This is a genomic window from Cytobacillus firmus (assembly GCF_023612095.1).
Taxonomy (GTDB): Bacteria; Bacillota; Bacilli; order Bacillales; family Cytobacillaceae; genus Cytobacillus.
In genome coordinates this window covers 96248-113587 of sequence record NZ_CP086235.1, presented here as the reverse complement: position 1 = coordinate 113587, position 17340 = coordinate 96248, and the positions used below count along the sequence as shown (strand labels likewise).

The window sequence follows — 17340 nt, the reverse complement described above, 5'->3', positions numbered from 1 at the left end:
CCTCGAGGTCACAAGCCAATCCTCTCAAAAAGGCAAAGAACGCCTTTCTGTGAGGCTCGTCTTGTGCTTGTCGGGGGTGACCAAGGCGCTTACGCTTTTCTTATAGGAGGGGCTTTCATGTTTGGTCTTAAAGAGATTATTAGCCGGCAGGATGATGTAAGTTCCATCTTGTCTGGCATTGAGGAAGGACTGAGGGAGCAGATGCTTGCCGGTTTATCAGGATCGGCACGCACCTTGTTTTTGTCTTCCATATATGAGCAATCGGGAAGGCCGATGCTTGTTGTGACGCACAACCTTCTGCAGGCACAGAAGCTATATGATGATATCGTCTATCTGGCAGGAGAATCTGAAGTGCTTTTGTATCCTGCCAATGAATTGATCGCGGCTGAAATGGGGATTGCCAGCCCCGAGTTAAAGGCCCAGCGGATTGAGGCTTTAAATTATTGGAGTACACATAAGACAGGTATCATGATTGTCCCGATGGCCGGGCTAAGAAAAATTCTTCCGCCTCCAAACCACTGGACACAATACCAGTTGTCTTTAAAAATAGGCGATGATTTGACTGATGATCAATTAAAAAGATTTGTTCAGATGGGCTATGTCCGCTCTGAGATGGTTTCTTCGCCTGGAGAATTCAGTGTCAGGGGCGGAATCATTGATATCTATCCACTGACTGAAGCGGATCCGGTAAGGATTGAGCTGTTTGATACGGAAGTGGATTCGATCCGGACCTTTTCTTTGGAGGATCAGAGATCAAAAGAAAAACTAACCGAGATTTCAATTGGCCCGGCAACCGAAATCCCTCTTAATTCAGAACACTTCGAGACCATAATTGAAAAATTGGAAAAGGGCCTGGGATCAAGCCTGAAAAAATTGAAAGACGATAAAGCGAAAACGCAGCTGGCCCAGAATGTTGGCTACGAATTGGAACAGCTGCGAATGGGGAATAAGCCTGAACAGCTTTTCAAATACCTTTCGTTTGCCTTTGAGGAAGGAAGTAGTTTAGTAGACTATCTCCCTGCCAATGGCTTAATTTTCATTGATGAAATCAGCCGTGTTCAGGAAATGAACGACTCCCTGGATAAGGAGGAGGCTGAGTGGTATACAAGTCTTTTGGGCGAGGGCCAGATCATTCATGATGTGAAGGTATCCCACACCTTAAAAGAGTTTTTACACCGTTCCAGACATCCGATTACGTATATGTCCCTGTTCCTGAGACATGTACCGAATACCAACCCGCAAAACATCATTAATGTCACCTGCAAACAGATGCAGAATTTCCATGGACAGATGCATGTGCTGAAAAGCGAGCTGGACAGATGGAAAAAAGGCAAATATTCGGTCGTATTCCTGGGCCCAGATGAAGATCGGATCAAAAAGCTGCAGAGAGTTCTTGAAGACTACGAAATTGAAGCAGCATTTGTGAGTGAGAATGACCCGGTTTTAACAGGGAAAATCCAAATTACAGAGGGCAGCCTTCAGACCGGCTTTGAGCTTCCGGGCCAAAAGCTGGCCGTTATTACGGAAGAAGAGCTTTTTAATAAACGTACGAAAAAGAAAGCCCGCAGGCAAAAGCTTTCAAATGCGGAAAGAATCAAAAGCTATTCCGAACTGAAGGTTGGGGACTATGTCGTTCACGTCAATCACGGGATCGGAAAATACCTGGGGATTGAAACCCTTGAGATTAATGGAGTCCATAAAGATTATCTTCATATCCGCTACCAGGGCAGCGACAAGCTGTACGTGCCGGTGGAGCAGATCGATCTTGTCCAGAAATATGTTGGCTCCGAAGCAAAAGAGCCTAAAATTTATAAGCTGGGCGGAAACGACTGGAAGCGGGTTAAGAAGAAGGTTCAATCATCTGTTCAGGATATTGCGGATGATCTAATCAAGCTTTATGCAGAGCGCGAGGCATCAAAAGGCTTTGCCTTCAATCCGGATGGGGATATGCAAAGAGAGTTTGAAGCGGCCTTCCCTTACCAGGAAACAGAGGACCAGATCCGCTCCATCCATGAAATTAAGAAGGATATGGAGAGGGAGCGACCGATGGACCGCTTATTATGCGGAGATGTTGGCTATGGGAAAACAGAAGTGGCCATCCGTGCTGCCTTTAAGGCCATTGCAGATGGAAAGCAGGTTGCCATCCTCGTTCCGACGACGATCCTGGCTCAGCAGCATTATGAAACAATGAGAGAACGATTCCAGGATTACCCGATCGAAATTGGGCTATTAAGCCGATTCAGAACAAAAAAGCAGCAGACCGAAACGCTTAAGGGCTTAAAGGCCGGGACTATTGACGTAGTTGTCGGCACACACCGGATTTTATCAAAGGATATCCAGTATAGAGATTTAGGCCTGCTCGTTATTGATGAAGAGCAGCGCTTTGGCGTGACACATAAAGAAAAGATTAAGCAGCTTAAGACTAATGTGGATGTCCTTACTCTGACAGCCACGCCAATCCCGAGAACCCTTCATATGTCAATGCTTGGCGTTCGGGACCTTTCCGTTATTGAAACACCGCCTGAAAACCGGTTCCCGGTTCAGACTTATGTGATGGAATACAATGGTGCGCTGGTTCGTGAAGCCATTGAAAGGGAACTGGCGAGGGATGGACAGGTCTATTTTCTATATAACCGGGTGGAGGATATAGAACGAAAAGCCGAGGAAATATCCATGCTGGTTCCAGATGCAAGGGTAACATATGCCCATGGGAAAATGACGGAAAATGAGTTAGAATCTGTTATGTTAAGCTTCCTTGAAGGCGAGTCCGATGTTCTCGTCAGCACAACGATTATTGAAACAGGTGTAGATATTCCAAATGTCAACACGCTGATTGTCCATGATGCAGACAAAATGGGTCTGTCCCAGCTTTATCAGCTCAGGGGCCGGGTTGGCCGTTCCAACAGAGTTGCCTATGCGTACTTTACGTATCGAAAAGACAAAGTACTAACAGAAGTAGCTGAAAAAAGGCTTCAGGCCATAAAAGAATTTACAGAGCTCGGGTCAGGCTTCAAAATTGCCATGCGGGATTTATCCATCAGGGGCGCCGGCAATCTGCTTGGAGCCGAACAGCATGGATTTATCGACTCGGTCGGTTTTGATCTGTATTCGCAAATGCTGAAAGAAGCGATTGAAGAACGGAAAGATAAGCTGGATGGCATCGAGGAAAAGCCGGCTAAAATTGAAATCGATCTGGATGTTGATGCCTATATTCCTGATTTCTATTTATCTGATGGCCATCAGAAAATTGAAATGTATAAGCGGTTCCGCGGCATTTCCTCTCTTGAAGATGTAGAAGAGCTTCAGGATGAAATGATTGACCGTTTTGGGGAATATCCGGATGAGGTAGGATACTTATTCCAGATTGCTGAAATGAAGGCTTACGGTGAACTGGCAGGAGTCGAGACAGTGAAGCAATCCAAACAGGAAGTGCTGATTCTTTTATCCGAAAATGCCAGCGAACATATAGACGGACAGAAGATTTTCCAGATCACCAGCAAATACGGCCGGATGATCGGCCTGGGCATGGATGGAAAGAAGCTGAAAGCAGTCCTTCATATTAAAGGCGTCAAAACAAATGAATGGCTCAATATTGCTTACGAAGTGATCAAGGGAATGCAGGAAGCTAAGAAGGAACAAGAACATCCAACTGCCTAATTCTAGACACATCCCTGTCAATAAAATGAAACATTAGTAATGTTTAACTCATTCTGATGAGGGTATTTTTAAGTGAAGGACCATTTGGAATGTTTATCCGGAAATGGAATGAATAACATCTATGAGAAAAAGTTTTTGTGCACGTATATAACTTTCCATATGAAAGATACTAAGTTCAAACATGGCGATGCATTCATTTTCTCCCAATTATGGATCATAGCCAGAAGAGGAAAGAGCAAGTGCGGCAAGGCACTTCCGCTTTTCTAAAAATCATCAGATGAAAGTGAGGCAACGTTGGATGAAAGCAACAGGTATAGTTCGTCGTATCGATGATTTGGGTCGTGTAGTCATTCCTAAAGAAATCCGCAGAACATTGCGTATTCGTGAGGGGGACCCGCTGGAGATTTTCGTAGATCGTGATGGAGAAGTCATCTTAAAGAAATATTCACCAATCAGTGAACTGAGCGATTTTGCAAGAGAATATGCAGAAGCCTTATATGACAGCCTGGGAAATCCAGTGTTAATCTGTGACAGAGATACTTACATTACTGTTGCAGGCGGTTCTAAAAAGGACTATTTAAACAAGAATATAAGCGATCTTGTTGAAAAAACAATGGAAGAACGCAGTTCAGTCCTGGTAAACCAGTCAGGCGATATTTCGCTTGTGGACGGGAACACTGAATCTTCCTCTGCTTATACAATTGGCCCAATCATTGCAAACGGCGACCCAATTGGTGCAGTTATCATTTTTGCAAAAGAAGATTCACTTGGCGATGTGGAACAAAAAGCAGTTGAAACAGCAGCAGGCTTCCTGGCCAGACAAATGGAATCATAAAAATGAATACTTAATGAAAGGGGTAGCGGAATGCTGCCTTTTTTCTTTGGCGTGCAAAACCAAAATGAAGTGAACGCAATCAGGGTCATTCCGCGCACAACCGAAAAATCCCGCACAAAGCCCCAATATGCTATAATACTTTCGAATTCAATTGGAAGGAGATGGGCAACCTGAGGCCCGTTCAGACATCCGGCGATTTGTTTAGAGGTGCGTTTATCCTGACGGTCGCTGCCTTGATTACCAAAATTTTAAGCGCAATTTACCGGGTCCCCTTTCAAAATATTGTCGGGGATGTAGGGTTTTATATATATCAGCAGGTTTATCCGTTCTATGGAATCATTATTGTGTTATCTACATACGGGTTTCCGGTCATTATTTCTAAGCTTTATGCCGAACAGGCTGCTCTAAAGAAAGAGCAGGATATTCAAAACTTATTTGCCGTATCTGCCTTTGTTTTATTCATAATAGGTTTTATCGGGTTTTCCACCCTGTACTGGGGCTCGGACTGGCTGGCAGCAAGGATGGGCGATCCGCAGCTGGCGATTCTGCTCAGAGTGGTGGCAGCCGTGTTTCTTGTTTTCCCAGTCCTGTCTCTTTTCCGGGGATATTTCCAAGGGAAAGGAGACATGGTTCCAACCGCTGTTTCCCAGGTAGGAGAACAGCTTGTCAGGGTCGTTACGATCCTGCTTGCCGCTTATCTGCTGGTTAAGGAAGGGAATTCCCTCTACATGGTGGGAGGCGGGGCCATGTTCGGGGCCGTTACCGGCGGAGTCATCGCCGTCCTGATTTTAATTACCTTTTTTTATATAAAAAGTAGAAAAAGCCTGCCGTCCGCCATTTCAATCGATTTTAAACAAGGCGGCAAGCTGGCCAAAACGATTATCATACAGGGATTTGCCATCTGCATAAGCAGTCTGGTGCTTATTTTCATTCAGCTGGCAGATTCGTTTAATTTATACTCGCTCCTCCTGGCATCCGGAATTGAAGGGGAAGAAGCCAAGGCGCTGAAAGGCGTGTATGACCGAGGACAGCCGATTGTCCAGCTGGGCATTGTCGTGGCAACATCCATGTCTCTGTCGCTTGTGCCGCTCATTTCCAAAGAAAAAATGAGAAATCAGCCCTCATTCCTTCATAGTAAAATCAGACTTGCCCTTCAAATCGGCATTCTGGTTGGAGCGGCCGCAACCGTTGGGCTCTGGAATATCATAAAGCCTGCGAATATTATGCTGTTTGAAAACTCATCAGGATCAGATGTCCTGGCGATTCTCAGTCTGCTGATTTTGCTGAGCAGCCTGATCATCACTATCACCGGCATTTTACAGGGACTGGGGTTTATCTTTTTTCCGGCAGGAGCCATTCTGCTTGGATTTGCGGCAAAACTCGTCCTGAATACGCTATTGGTGCCATCATACGGCACAATCGGTGCAGCCGCGGCATCATGCATAGCCCTTGCGGCCGTCCTCATACTTCTTATAGCAAAGCTTCAGGTATACTTGAAAATTTCATTGATTTCACTGCGATTTCTATTTGCGGCTGGATTCGCAGCACTAATGATGTCAGTTGTTCTGCAGCTGTACCTATCTGCCACAGCACTGCTGACCATCCCGGAGCCGGGCAGGGCGTTTGCCGGATTCCAGGCATTAAGCGGCGTAGCGCTCGGAGGCTTTACGTATTTGTATATCATGTTTAAAGGCAATACTTTTAAAGAGGAAGAGCTTGCTTTGCTGCCGTTTGGAAGCAAACTCATGTTCTTGCTTCCTAAAAAGACTAGGAGATGAATCGCTTTATGAAAAAAATAACCATTCTCGGACTTGGAGCAGGAGATCTGGATCAGCTTCCTTTTGGCGTATATCGACAGCTTAAAAATACAGGGGCTCTTTACCTGCGGACTAGAGAGCATCCGGTTCTGCGTGATCTCGAACAGGAAGGGCTGACATATCAGTCCTTTGATCATATCTACGAAAAGCATGAGCAGTTTGAAGAAGTATATGAGGAGATTTGTGAATTTCTCCTGAATGAAGCTCTTGCCAAAGAGGTTACATATGGAGTTCCGGGGCATCCGCTTGTTGCGGAGCGTACGGTTCAGCTTCTCATAGAGCGGGCTCCGCAGAGAGGCATTGAGATCACGATCGGAGGAGGACAAAGCTTCCTGGATCCTTTATTTCAGGCTTTAAGGATCGATCCGATCGAAGGTTTTCAGCTGTTGGATGGAACGGATCTGAAAAGAGATGAAATTCAGGTGGCACAGCACGTCATTATTGGACAGGTGTATGATCAGTTTGTTGCGAGTGACGTCAAGCTGACATTGATGGAAAAGCTCCCTTACGATTACGAGGTTTATATTGTAACAGCTGCCGGAAGCAGCGAAGAAGTGATCAAAAAGGTGCAACTGCATGAATTGGATCATAATATGGAGCTGAATAACTTAACTTCCGTATATGTGCCCCCTGTAAAAGATGAGGCTGTCCTGTATAAAGACTTTTCAAAGCTGCGCAGCATTATCGCTGAATTGCGCGGACCAAACGGCTGCCCATGGGATAAAAAGCAAACCCATGAATCATTAAAGAAATATCTAATCGAAGAAGCCTATGAGCTGATTGAAGCGATTGATAATGAAGATACCGAGCATATGACGGAAGAACTGGGCGATGTCCTTCTCCAGGTGATGCTTCATGCTCAAATCGGCGAGGATGAAGGATACTTTGCCATCGATGATGTGATTGAAGGCCTTTCCGAAAAAATGGTCCGCCGCCATCCCCACGTCTTTGGCGATGTGCAGGCTGAAAATGAAGAAGATGTCCTGAAAAATTGGCAGAGCATTAAGCAGGAAGAAAAGGGTGACAAACAGGAATCCATGATGGATTCTGTACCGAAATCATTCCCGAACTTGATGAGAGCAGCTGAAATTCAGAAAAAAGCAGCAAAAGTCGGCTTTGACTGGAAGGAAGTTGAGCCTGCCTGGGAGAAGGTAAAAGAAGAGATTGCCGAATTCGAGAAGGAAGCCGCAGACTCCAGCCCGGAGATGGAGCCGGAATTTGGCGATATCCTGTTCGCTCTTGTGAATATTGCACGTTTTTATAAAATTGATGCCGAAGAAGCTGTGAGAAAAACAAATGAAAAATTCATCCGCCGTTTTAAGCATGTGGAAGAAAGGGTAATGATGAGCGGCAGAAAATTTGAAGACTTTACGCTCGAACAGCTCGATGAATTCTGGAATGAGGCAAAATCCAAAGGCTATTAATAGAGGAGTGGCGCTAAATGAGATTAGATAAATTTTTAAAAGTATCAAGGCTTATCAAAAGAAGGACACTGGCAAAAGAGGTCTCTGATCAGGGAAGGATCAAGATAAATGGACAGCAGGCAAAAGCAAGCTCCACGGTTAAAGTGGGCGATGAGCTTCAAGTCCGCTTTGGCCAGAAGCTGGTAACAGTCAAGGTGGAACGCCTGCAGGAAACGACCCGCAAGGAAGAAGCGGCCGGCATGTACTCGATTGTGAAGGAAGAAAAAGTGGAATCGGAAGCATAAGCTGCTTTTCATCCCGGCTTGTTCTATTTTAATCCCCCATTCATAAACATGTACAAAAAGGTTGTACTATGTGATTGCGGGGGATGAATAATGAGTCAATATTATGAGTCAAATCCAAACAAAACCAATACTCAGGAACATGATGTCATTATGAGAGGCAGAAGGCTGCTTGATATTACGGGTGTTAAACAGGTGGAAAGCTTTGATAATGAAGAGTTTTTGCTGGAGACAGTGATGGGTTTCCTTGCGATTAGAGGGCAGAATCTGCAGATGAAGAATCTCGATGTGGACAAGGGAATTGTTTCCATCAAAGGGAAGGTATTTGACCTTGTTTATATTGATGATCAGAATGGAGACAAAGCTAAAGGTTTCTTTAGCAAGTTGTTCCGATGACACTGACCACTCAATTTGTGACCATGCTGGCGATGATTGGCATGGGAAGTGTATTTGGGGCTGCCCTTGATACGTATAATCGTTTCCTGCAAAGGACCAAGCGGAAAAGCTGGCTTGTTTTTATTAATGATTTTCTTTTTTGGGTCGTACAGGGCCTGGCAATCTTCTATATTTTATTCCTGGTGAACAAGGGCGAATTGAGGTTTTATATTTTCATTGCTTTGCTGTGCGGGTTTGCCGCTTATCAAAGTTTATTTAAGAAAATGTATCTGCGGGTATTGGAGATATCCATCCGAATGGCGATCTCCATATACCGCTTTTTCGTGAAGACCTTAACTTTGCTCATCTATAAACCCATCCAGGGTCTGATTATGGCGTTAATTGCGATTGCCGTCATGCTTGGAAAAGGACTTTATTCCCTTTTAAAAGTCATTCTTCGAGTCTTTTGGTTCATCTTGAAGATTGTTTTTCTGCCTGTCAAATGGATTTTGTCACTTTTATGGAAACTTTTGCCGAAAAAGATTAAAAAAACAGTCGAGAAGTTATATAATAAATTGGCAGGATATTTACAGCGGATAAAGAATAATGTTTTAAAATGGACAGCTAAGTGGAAAAAACCTAAAGAGTAAGGAGGGAGTGCGGAAATGAGTGCCACCAAGAAGAAAAATGTAGCCAAAATGGAAACCAGCTATGTCAAACAGCAGGAAGCAGCAGAGATCAGTGCAGGCCGGAAGAAAAAGCTTTTATTTCGCAGATTAGCAGCATTTTTCACACTGGCAGCCGTCGTTTCATTTTTTATGATCACAACACTCGTTTCGCAGTCTGCTGCTCTGGAAGAAAAAGTGGAAGAGAAAACCAGGCTGGATCAGGAGCTTTCTGACCTGAAGAAAAAAGAAGTAATGCTCGAAGAAGAAATTGTTAAGCTGAATGATGATGAGTATATCGCGAAGCTTGCCCGCAAAGATTATTTCCTATCTGACAATAACGAAATCATCTTTAACCTCCCTGAAGAAGATGCGGAAAAAGAAAGAAGAGAGAAAAAAAGGCCGATTGAGGCTATATTGACACTTTTTTTTTGGTTTCTGTATAATATATATAAAAGTTTCACTTTATCGCAGTCTAACGGGCAGTAAGACCCCCACTTCAAGACTTTGAGGAATCAAAGAGGATAAGTGGGGATCAAACTGCCCGTAAAGGCCCGATTGGTGAGATACAGTGAAACTTGCCGACGCGCAGGCAGAGGCTTAGTTGAACCAATCGGGTTCGTAGTGTCGATTGATCGAAGCGCTAGCGGAGATCTTAGCGACACTCAGAACGCGACTAACAATCAGTGGGGGATAAGGAAAACCCCCACTGATTGAAGTTTCACTTTATATCTTTCAAGGAGGCAGTTTTTTTAATGTCAATCGAAGCAGGCAGCAAGTTAACAGGAAAGGTTACAGGCATTACAAATTTCGGAGCATTTGTGGAGCTGCCGGAAGGCTCAACCGGTCTGGTGCACATAAGTGAAGTCGCTGACAAGTATGTAAAAGATATTAATGAGCACCTAAAAGTGGGTGACATGGTTGAAGTGAAAGTCATTAATGTCGAAAAGGACGGCAAGATTGGATTATCCATCAAAAAGGCAAAAGACCGGCCTGAGCGTTCTGAAAGACCTGAAAGAGGAGACAGAAAAGAATACAGACCGAATTCCAATTCTGGCCGCCCTCGCCAAAACCGATCAAACGACTATCGCCCTAAAGAAAACTTTGAAGCCAAAATGGCCCGTTTCCTGAAGGACAGCGAAGATCGTCTGTCATCGCTAAAACGCCATACTGAATCCAAGCGCGGAGGAAGAGGAGCTAAGCGAGGCTAACTTGCTGCTGATCGATCTATATAGCAGGATGGAAAACAAGTCCGGGTGGGCTTGTTTTTTTGTGCTGTTTAATAACGCAAATTCAGCCATCAAAAAAACGCCAGCCTAAGGCTGACGCTCTTTTGAAATGACCCGTACGGGATTCGAACCCGTGTTACCGCCGTGAAAGGGCGGTGTCTTAACCGCTTGACCAACGGGCCGGGATAATAATAGATTTTGCAACGCGCTTCCGCATTTCGCCCCTGGGCAACGCGCTTGCGCATTTCATGATAGCGGCGGAGGGGATCGAACCCCCGACCTCACGGGTATGAACCGTACGCTCTAGCCAGCTGAGCTACACCGCCAAATTTCAATAGATTACTAGATGTGCCCTGAAGCACAAGATTTATCATACAAATTTTTAAAAAGGAAGTCAATAAGATATTAAAAGAAATATGTCGTAAATTTCCCTTGCCGCTTCGTCAATTTCTTCCATGCTTCGCTTTTGACAGAAAGCTGTCATTCCAGCGGTTTGTTTACTTTTTTTGTCAGAACTAAACCGAACCTCAGGAAGTCCCATTTTAAATCTTGTTATCTATCCCCATATATAGTGGAAAACCGTCGAACGAAAAGCCTGGGCTTGTCCGCTATTTTGACAAACTTCTGGAGCGCTTGATTTTATAATTGTCAGCAACGATAAAAAAATGGGGAGTGTAGTTTAATGGAAAAGGTAGAAAGGAATGTAATGGAGCCGATCGGGGAAGTGCCCTTCAACAAACCGAAACTGGATATTGCCAAAGGCTTAAAAAAGCTCCAATCAGGGCTGGAGAATTTCTTTCTGAAAAAAGGCTATGTTCTGCTGATCATTGGCTTTTTGCTTGGAAGAGCCTTGATATTGGCGAAGCTTACCCCATTTAGCCTTCCGTTTTTTGCCGCGGTATATTTCATACGAAGGGATAAGGCACCCCTGGCACTGGTGGGATTAATAGCAGGCGCCGCCACATTATCCATATCCAATGCGGTATCTGCTTTTGGAATCACCTTCATCTTTTTATTCGCTTTCCGGGTCTCAAAGAAATGGCTGTCCAATGAAATCAGGGCACTGCCTTTTTATGTATTTTTCACTCTCTTGGCAGGCAAGCTCCTGGAGGCCTTCATTATAAAGGGGCAGCTGACTTTATATGATGGCATGATGGCCGGTGTCGAGTCGAGCCTTGGCTTCATCCTGACGCTTATTTTTCTGCAGGGACTGCCGCTGCTATCCATAAATAAACGCAGACAATCACTGAAAACCGAAGAAATCGTCTGCCTGATCATTATGCTGGCTTCTGTCATGACGGGAACCATCGGCTGGACGGTCTATGATCTTTCAGTGGAGCATATTATGTCACGCTACCTTGTCCTGCTCTTCGCCTTTGTGGCAGGAGCTACAGTCGGTTCTACAGTAGGGGTGGTAACCGGCCTGATCTTCTCCCTTGCGAATATATCGAGCTTTTATCATATGAGTCTGCTTGCTTTTGCGGGCCTTTTAGGAGGCCTTTTAAAAGAAGGCAGGAAGGTTGGAGTGGCATTCGGCCTGCTGGTTGCGACACTCCTGATGGGCATGTATGGAGAGGGCAGCGGAAATCTCATGAAAACTCTGTCAGAAACAGGTGCAGCCATTCTCTTATTTTTACTAACACCGCAGGCACTTACAATGAAATTGGCTAAGCAAGTCCCGGGAACACCTGAATATGCCGCAGAACAGCAGCAATATATGAGAAAAATGCGTGATGTGACAGCACAGCGCGTTGCCCAGTTTTCGAGCGTCTTTCAGGCTCTTTCAAAAAGCTTTTCCTCTCATGATGAGCCGTCCCAATGGGAAGAGGACGGTGACAGGGAAGTGGATTATTTCTTAAGCAATGTAACGGAGAAAACCTGTCAGACTTGCTTTAAGAAGGATCACTGCTGGTCAAAGAACTTTAATACAACCTATGACTATATGATGGATATTATGCATGATGTGGACAACAACGAAGGTGCCCTGTCTCCGAAGCTTGCGCGGGATTGGGAAAAGTACTGCACAAGATCGAAAAAAGTGACAGAAGCCGTTCAGCAAGAGCTGACTTATTATAAAGCGAACCAAAAGCTGAAGAAGCAGGTTCAGGAAAGCAGGAGGCTGGTAGCCGACCAGCTGAGGGGTGTTTCGGAAGTGATGGGTGACTTTGCCAAGGAAATTCAGAGAGAGCGGGAAAATCATCATAAACAGGAAGAACAGATCCTTGAGGCACTTCAGGAGTTTGGCATTCATATCGAGCAGGTGGAAATCTACAGCCTGGAGCAGGGAAATGTCGACATTGATATGACCATCCCATACTGCCAGGGGCATGGGGAATGTGAAAAGCTCATTGCACCGATGCTATCTGATATTTTGGGAGAAACGATATTAGTAAATTCAGAGGAATGTGCCGCGTTTCCGAATGGATACTGCCATGTTACATTCCGGTCAGCCAAGGCATTCGTGGTTGAAACATGCGTGGCGCATGCTGCGAAGGACGGGGGCCTAGTGTCCGGGGACAGCTATTCCACTATTGAGCTGGGCTGCGGAAAGTATGCGATTGCGATCAGTGATGGAATGGGCAATGGGGAAAGGGCCCATGCGGAAAGCCAGGAAACACTTCAGCTATTGCAGAAAATTCTTCAATCGGGCATTGAAGAGCAGGTTGCCATTAAATCCGTCAATTCCGTTCTTTCTTTGCGGACCACAGACGAAATCTTCTCCACTTTGGATCTGGCTATGATTGATCTGCAGAATGCTGACACAAAATTTTTGAAAATTGGATCAACTCCAAGCTTTGTAAAAAGAGGTCCTAAGGTAATGAAAATTCAGGCCAGCAACCTTCCGATGGGCATCATTCAGGAATTTGATGTTGATGTGGTCAGTGAGCAGCTTAAAGCCGGTGATTTATTGATCATGATGAGTGATGGTGTGTTTGAAGGGCCGAAACATGTGGAGAACTTTGATTTGTGGATGAAGCGCAAAATATCCGAGTTGAAGACGGACGATCCGCAGGAAGTGGCCGATCTCATTATGGAAGAGGTGATCAGGTCAAGGTCTGGAAATATAGAGGATGATATGACAGTGGTGGTTTCAAAGGTTAAGCATAATACACCGAAATGGACAAGCATCCCTGTGCACGCCATCCGCCAAAAAGCCAACTGATTAATTTGCTCATCGAGAAGTATTTTTATGTATAATTCCCTTCCATTCAGTCGAAAATGCTAACAACTCATATGTGGAGGGGAGTTTCAAATGAAAACAGGAACACTGAAGCAGATTTTACTGATAACGGATGGCTGTTCAAATCAGGGTGAAGATCCTATTGCCATGGCGGCTCTGGCCAAGGAGCAGGGAATAACCGTGAATGTAATCGGAGTCATGGAGCAGGATGTCATTGATGAACAGGGAATGAATGAAATTGAAGGAATCGCCATGTCAGGAGGCGGAGTCAGTCAGGTCGTCTACTCTCAGCAGCTTTCCCAGACGGTACAGATGGTGACGAGAAAAGCCATGACCCAGACACTTCAGGGAGTGGTGAACAAAGAGCTCCAGCAGATTCTGGGCGGTTCGAAAACAATGGAGGATCTCCCGCCTGATCAGCGCGGCGAAGTGATGGAGGTCGTAGATGAATTGGGTGAGACGGTCGAGCTTGAAGTGCTGGTCCTCGTGGATACCAGTGCAAGCATGAAACATAAGCTCCCGACCGTTAAGGAAGCCCTGCTGGATCTGTCCCTGAGCCTCAATGCCCGCTCTGGTGATAACCGTTTTTCTGTGTTCGTATTTCCCGGGAAAAAGAAAGATGTCGAAAAACTGCTGGATTGGACACCGAATCTTGAATCGCTGACCAGCATATTTTCGAAATTGACAACAGGCGGGATTACGCCAACAGGCCCGGCCATTCATGAAGCACTAAACCATTTCAAGAAAAAACGTTCATTAAGGAGTCTGCTTTCCCGTGATGATGAATCATTCTTTGAAGAGTCAGTGTAAAGTAAACCCTGGTACTGTGATTGAAGGAAAGTGGCACCGCAGCCGATATACCATTGTAAAGGAATTGGGGTATGGTGCTAATGGGATTGTGTATCTCGCCAAAAACCAAAATCAGCAGGTTGCTTTGAAAATGAGTGATAACGGGATGTCCATTACGTCCGAAGTGAACGTCCTTAAATCCTTTGCAAAGGTCCAAGGCTCTGCCCTCGGGCCTTCTTTGCTTGATGTCGATGATTGGGAACGAAGGAGCGGTAAGGTTTCATTCTATGTAATGGAATATATACAGGGTCCTGATTTGCTGACATACATTCAGCAGAAGGGGCCATCCTGGACCGGTGTTTTAATTGTACAGCTTCTGAACGATCTGGATGCACTCCATAAAGCGGGCTGGGTGTTCGGCGATTTAAAGCCGGATAATCTGATCGTAACAGGTCCTCCATCGAGAATTCGCACCATTGATGTGGGCGGCACCACCATTCAGGGAAGGGCAATAAAGGAATTTACTGAGTTTTATGATCGCGGCTATTGGGGACTCGGGACCAGAAAGGCTGACCCTGCTTATGATCTCTTTGCTGCTGCCATGATTTTAATCAATACGGCCTATCCAAAAAGGTTTGCCAAGACAACCGGTGACCTTAAACAGCTCAAAATGATGGTCCGCCAAAAGAAAGAACTGCTGAAATACGAAGATGTTATTCTGAATGCTCTGCAGGGCCAGTATAGCTCAGCCGGTGAAATGAGAAACGATATGCTCCAGCTCACCCGTGCAAATCCGGCGCAAAGGAGTACGGTAAGCAGAAATCCCGGACAAACCGCCAGCCCTCAGCCTGCCAGCAGGCAAATGAACAGGCAGAAAAAACAGAAAGGGAGCTTCTTTGAAACCCTGCTGATTACCCTTATTGTAAGCCTGCTATATTTCTTATATATTTATGGGCAGCTGCTTTGAAAATGAAATAAATGAAACTTTCTTTTCGTTGATCCGTATTATAAGCTTAATCCCTTTTGGTATTTACCCTTTAATAATGATATGCTTTTCTATAGGAAGGATTATGCTGCCTTTTGCAGGGGTAGTAGTAAATATATTTAAATTGGATAAGGAAGAAGCCTATGCTCGAAGAGAAAGTGAGTGCTTTCCTTAAGAAAAAGGGATTGGATTTAAAAAATAAGAAAATAGTAATCGGTGTATCAGGAGGGCCGGATTCCATCGCCCTGCTCCATTATTTTTGGAGCAGGCAGCAGCAATATCAGACAGAACTGATTGCCGCACATGTCGATCATATGTTCAGAGGTGAAGAATCTCTTCAGGACGCCATGTTTGTGAAGGATTACTGCAGGGACAAAGCCATTCCATTTGAAATGGAAAGAGTGAATGTGCCTGAGTATATGGAGAAGTCCGGGAAGAGTTCACAGACCGCTGCCAGGGATTGCCGCTACAGCTTCTTTCAAAGAATAGCCGAGAAATATGGGGCAGACTATATAGCGCTGGGACATCATGGCGACGATCAGGTTGAAACCATTTTAATGCGTCTCACAAGGGGAAGCGCCGGCAGCGCAAGAGCAGGGATCCCCTTCAAGCGTCCATTTGGCGATTATACGATCATCCGCCCTTTCCTGTGCTTGAATAGAGCTGAAATCGAAAGCTTCTGCCTGAAAGAATGCCTGAACCCCAGGCGGGATCCAAGCAATGAAAAAGGCATATACAGCCGCAACCGTTTCAGGCAGGAAGTGCTCCCATTCCTGAGAAAAGAAAATCCCCAGGTGCATGAGCATTTTCAAAGATTTAGTGAAGATTTGCAAAGTGATGAAGCATATCTGCAGGAATTAACCGTCCATAAAATGAATACAGTAATGAAAAAGAATGCCAATGAGGAAATTAGTGTGGATATCGATGCTTTTGAGGCAATGCCAATGCCTTTACAAAGGAGAGGGATTCAACTAATATTAAACTATCTTTATAAGGAAAGGCCGGCATCGTTATCGGCATCTCATATAGAGAGTGTTTTTTCCTTAATGAAAAGTCCTCATCCATCGGGAAATTTAGATTTTCCAGGCGGTTTACATATTGTACGCTCCTACCGGCAATGCACCTTTTTATTCCCGAAGGAAACTGTACAATCCTATCGATATGAAATCTTCAAACCTGCAAGCATTAAACTCCCAAACGGCGGATCGATTATCCTTGAATATGCTGCCTGTCCTGATGGAATTCTAAACAATGATACCCTGGCAATAGACAGGGAGAGTGTTTCTTTTCCAATCATTATCAGGACAAGAGAAAAGGGAGACCGCATGACGCTTAAAGGAATGCAGGGGTCCCGGAAGATTAAGGACATTTTCATCGATCATAAAATTCCGCTGCATGATCGGAAAACCTGGCCAATCGTGACAGATGCACAAGGCAGGATCCTATGGGTGCCTGGTTTGAAGAAATCGCATGATGATAGGCAGCAGCAATCCTGCACCAGCTATATTATTTTAAAATACATAAAGCAATGATCTTCTAGGGGGCACATTAAATGATGAAAAATGACATTGAAAAAGTACTGATTTCGGAAGAGGAGCTGCAGGATAAGGTTAAATCCCTTGCTGCTGAACTTACTGAAGAATACCAGGACCGATTCCCGCTTGCCATTGGTGTTTTAAAAGGGGCAATGCCTTTCATGAGCGACCTTTTAAAGCGTGTGGATACATATCTTGAGATGGACTTCATGGATGTATCAAGCTATGGGAATTCAATGGTTTCTTCAGGAGAAGTGAAAATCCTGAAAGACCTTGATACTTCTGTTGAAGGCAGAGATATTCTGATCATTGAAGATATCATCGATAGCGGCTTGACACTCAGCTATCTGGTTGAGCTGTTCCGCTACAGAAAAGCGAAAAGCATTAAGATTGTAACACTGCTTGACAAGCCAACTGGAAGAAAGGCTGATATCAAAGCTGATTATGTGGGATTTATTGTTCCTGATGAGTTCGTAGTCGGCTATGGCCTTGATTATGCGGAAAAGTACCGCAATCTTCCATATATTGGAGTGCTTAAGCCGGAAGTATACAGCAATAACGATTAAG

The 17340-nt window shown here is 44.8% G+C and carries 13 protein-coding genes, 2 tRNA genes and 1 pseudogene; 14 read left to right on the top strand and 2 right to left on the bottom strand.

Annotated elements, in window-relative coordinates; translation table 11 throughout:
* Window positions 1–117: 117 nt before the first annotated feature.
* The 9 genes and pseudogenes from mfd (at window position 118) to LLY41_RS00590 (ending at window position 10265) form a co-directional block, all read left to right on the top strand.
* The gene (mfd, locus tag LLY41_RS00630) at window positions 118–3657 is read left to right on the top strand and encodes a transcription-repair coupling factor (protein ID WP_304586661.1); all 3540 of its coding nucleotides are present in this window, start codon (window positions 118–120) and stop codon (window positions 3655–3657) included.
* A gap of 298 nt (window positions 3658–3955) precedes the next feature.
* The gene (spoVT, locus tag LLY41_RS00625; RefSeq protein ID WP_095246056.1) at window positions 3956–4492 is read left to right on the top strand and encodes a stage V sporulation protein T; all 537 of its coding nucleotides are present in this window, start codon (window positions 3956–3958) and stop codon (window positions 4490–4492) included.
* Window positions 4493–4662: 170 nt separating this feature from the next.
* Window positions 4663–6270, top strand: a complete 1608-nt coding sequence (locus LLY41_RS00620; protein ID WP_304587993.1) for a putative polysaccharide biosynthesis protein — start codon at window positions 4663–4665, stop codon at window positions 6268–6270.
* Between the two features lie 8 nt (window positions 6271–6278).
* A complete protein-coding gene (gene mazG, locus LLY41_RS00615) occupies window positions 6279–7733 on the top strand; it encodes a bifunctional methyltransferase/pyrophosphohydrolase YabN (RefSeq protein ID WP_095246057.1) in 1455 nt (484 codons plus the stop codon).
* A 17-nt stretch (window positions 7734–7750) separates the two neighbouring features.
* Window positions 7751–8017 carry an RNA-binding S4 domain-containing protein gene (locus LLY41_RS00610; RefSeq protein WP_095246058.1) on the top strand — a complete coding sequence of 89 codons (267 nt, stop codon included), beginning with the start codon at window positions 7751–7753 and terminating at the stop codon, window positions 8015–8017.
* 90 nt (window positions 8018–8107) lie between these two features.
* Window positions 8108–8410, top strand: a complete 303-nt coding sequence (gene yabP / locus LLY41_RS00605) for a sporulation protein YabP (RefSeq protein ID WP_095246060.1) — start codon at window positions 8108–8110, stop codon at window positions 8408–8410.
* Complete coding sequence (gene yabQ / locus LLY41_RS00600; protein ID WP_304586660.1) at window positions 8407–9039, top strand: spore cortex biosynthesis protein YabQ; 633 nt, start codon at window positions 8407–8409, stop codon at window positions 9037–9039. The genes yabP and yabQ overlap by 4 nt, the downstream gene beginning before the upstream one ends.
* A 15-nt stretch (window positions 9040–9054) precedes the next feature.
* Window positions 9055–9456, top strand: a pseudogene (locus LLY41_RS00595) (FtsB family cell division protein); the annotation flags it as partial.
* A gap of 353 nt (window positions 9457–9809) precedes the next feature.
* Complete coding sequence (locus tag LLY41_RS00590) at window positions 9810–10265, top strand: S1 domain-containing RNA-binding protein (protein WP_095246067.1); 456 nt, start codon at window positions 9810–9812, stop codon at window positions 10263–10265.
* A gap of 128 nt (window positions 10266–10393) precedes the next feature.
* Here the strand turns inward: LLY41_RS00590 and LLY41_RS00585 are convergent.
* Window positions 10394–10465: transfer RNA gene (locus tag LLY41_RS00585), tRNA-Glu, on the bottom strand.
* 70 nt (window positions 10466–10535) lie between these two features.
* Window positions 10536–10609: transfer RNA gene (locus LLY41_RS00580), tRNA-Met, on the bottom strand.
* A 356-nt stretch (window positions 10610–10965) separates the two neighbouring features.
* On the opposite strand from LLY41_RS00580, the gene spoIIE reads away from it, so the two are divergent.
* The 5 genes from spoIIE to hpt all read left to right on the top strand — a co-directional run bounded on the left by spoIIE (window position 10966) and on the right by hpt (window position 17339).
* Window positions 10966–13446, top strand: a complete 2481-nt coding sequence (gene spoIIE, locus LLY41_RS00575) for a stage II sporulation protein E (RefSeq protein WP_304586659.1) — start codon at window positions 10966–10968, stop codon at window positions 13444–13446.
* A gap of 90 nt (window positions 13447–13536) precedes the next feature.
* The gene (locus LLY41_RS00570) at window positions 13537–14274 is read left to right on the top strand and encodes a VWA domain-containing protein (protein WP_061793575.1); all 738 of its coding nucleotides are present in this window, start codon (window positions 13537–13539) and stop codon (window positions 14272–14274) included.
* Window positions 14243–15220, top strand: coding sequence for a serine/threonine protein kinase (locus tag LLY41_RS00565; protein WP_095246063.1), 978 nt, complete (start codon window positions 14243–14245; stop codon window positions 15218–15220). Before LLY41_RS00570 ends, LLY41_RS00565 begins: the two co-directional genes overlap by 32 nt.
* Window positions 15221–15381: 161 nt before the next feature.
* Window positions 15382–16770 (top strand): tRNA lysidine(34) synthetase TilS, encoded by a 1389-nt coding sequence (gene tilS / locus LLY41_RS00560; protein ID WP_095246064.1) that lies wholly within the window; start codon window positions 15382–15384, stop codon window positions 16768–16770.
* 23 nt (window positions 16771–16793) lie between these two features.
* Window positions 16794–17339: a hypoxanthine phosphoribosyltransferase gene (gene hpt, locus LLY41_RS00555; protein ID WP_258747180.1), complete on the top strand. Its 546-nt coding sequence runs from the start codon at window positions 16794–16796 to the stop codon at window positions 17337–17339.
* The last annotated feature ends 1 nt before the right edge of the window (window position 17340 follow it).

What these genes read in the sequence shown, in the direction of transcription:
- LLY41_RS00565 (WP_095246063.1), top strand. Translation starts at nt 14,243, where the DNA reads ATGATGAATCATTCTTTGAAGAGTCAGTGTAAAGTAAACCCTGGTACT.
- yabP (WP_095246060.1), top strand. Translation starts at nt 8,108, where the DNA reads ATGAGTCAATATTATGAGTCAAATCCAAACAAAACCAATACTCAGGAA.
- LLY41_RS00610 (WP_095246058.1), top strand. Translation starts at nt 7,751, where the DNA reads ATGAGATTAGATAAATTTTTAAAAGTATCAAGGCTTATCAAAAGAAGG.
- LLY41_RS00570 (WP_061793575.1), top strand. Translation starts at nt 13,537, where the DNA reads ATGAAAACAGGAACACTGAAGCAGATTTTACTGATAACGGATGGCTGT.
- tilS (WP_095246064.1), top strand. Translation starts at nt 15,382, where the DNA reads ATGCTCGAAGAGAAAGTGAGTGCTTTCCTTAAGAAAAAGGGATTGGAT.
- spoVT (WP_095246056.1), top strand. Translation starts at nt 3,956, where the DNA reads ATGAAAGCAACAGGTATAGTTCGTCGTATCGATGATTTGGGTCGTGTA.
- LLY41_RS00590 (WP_095246067.1), top strand. Translation starts at nt 9,810, where the DNA reads ATGTCAATCGAAGCAGGCAGCAAGTTAACAGGAAAGGTTACAGGCATT.
- mfd (WP_304586661.1), top strand. Translation starts at nt 118, where the DNA reads ATGTTTGGTCTTAAAGAGATTATTAGCCGGCAGGATGATGTAAGTTCC.
- spoIIE (WP_304586659.1), top strand. Translation starts at nt 10,966, where the DNA reads ATGGAAAAGGTAGAAAGGAATGTAATGGAGCCGATCGGGGAAGTGCCC.
- yabQ (WP_304586660.1), top strand. Translation starts at nt 8,407, where the DNA reads ATGACACTGACCACTCAATTTGTGACCATGCTGGCGATGATTGGCATG.
- mazG (WP_095246057.1), top strand. Translation starts at nt 6,279, where the DNA reads ATGAAAAAAATAACCATTCTCGGACTTGGAGCAGGAGATCTGGATCAG.
- hpt (WP_258747180.1), top strand. Translation starts at nt 16,794, where the DNA reads ATGAAAAATGACATTGAAAAAGTACTGATTTCGGAAGAGGAGCTGCAG.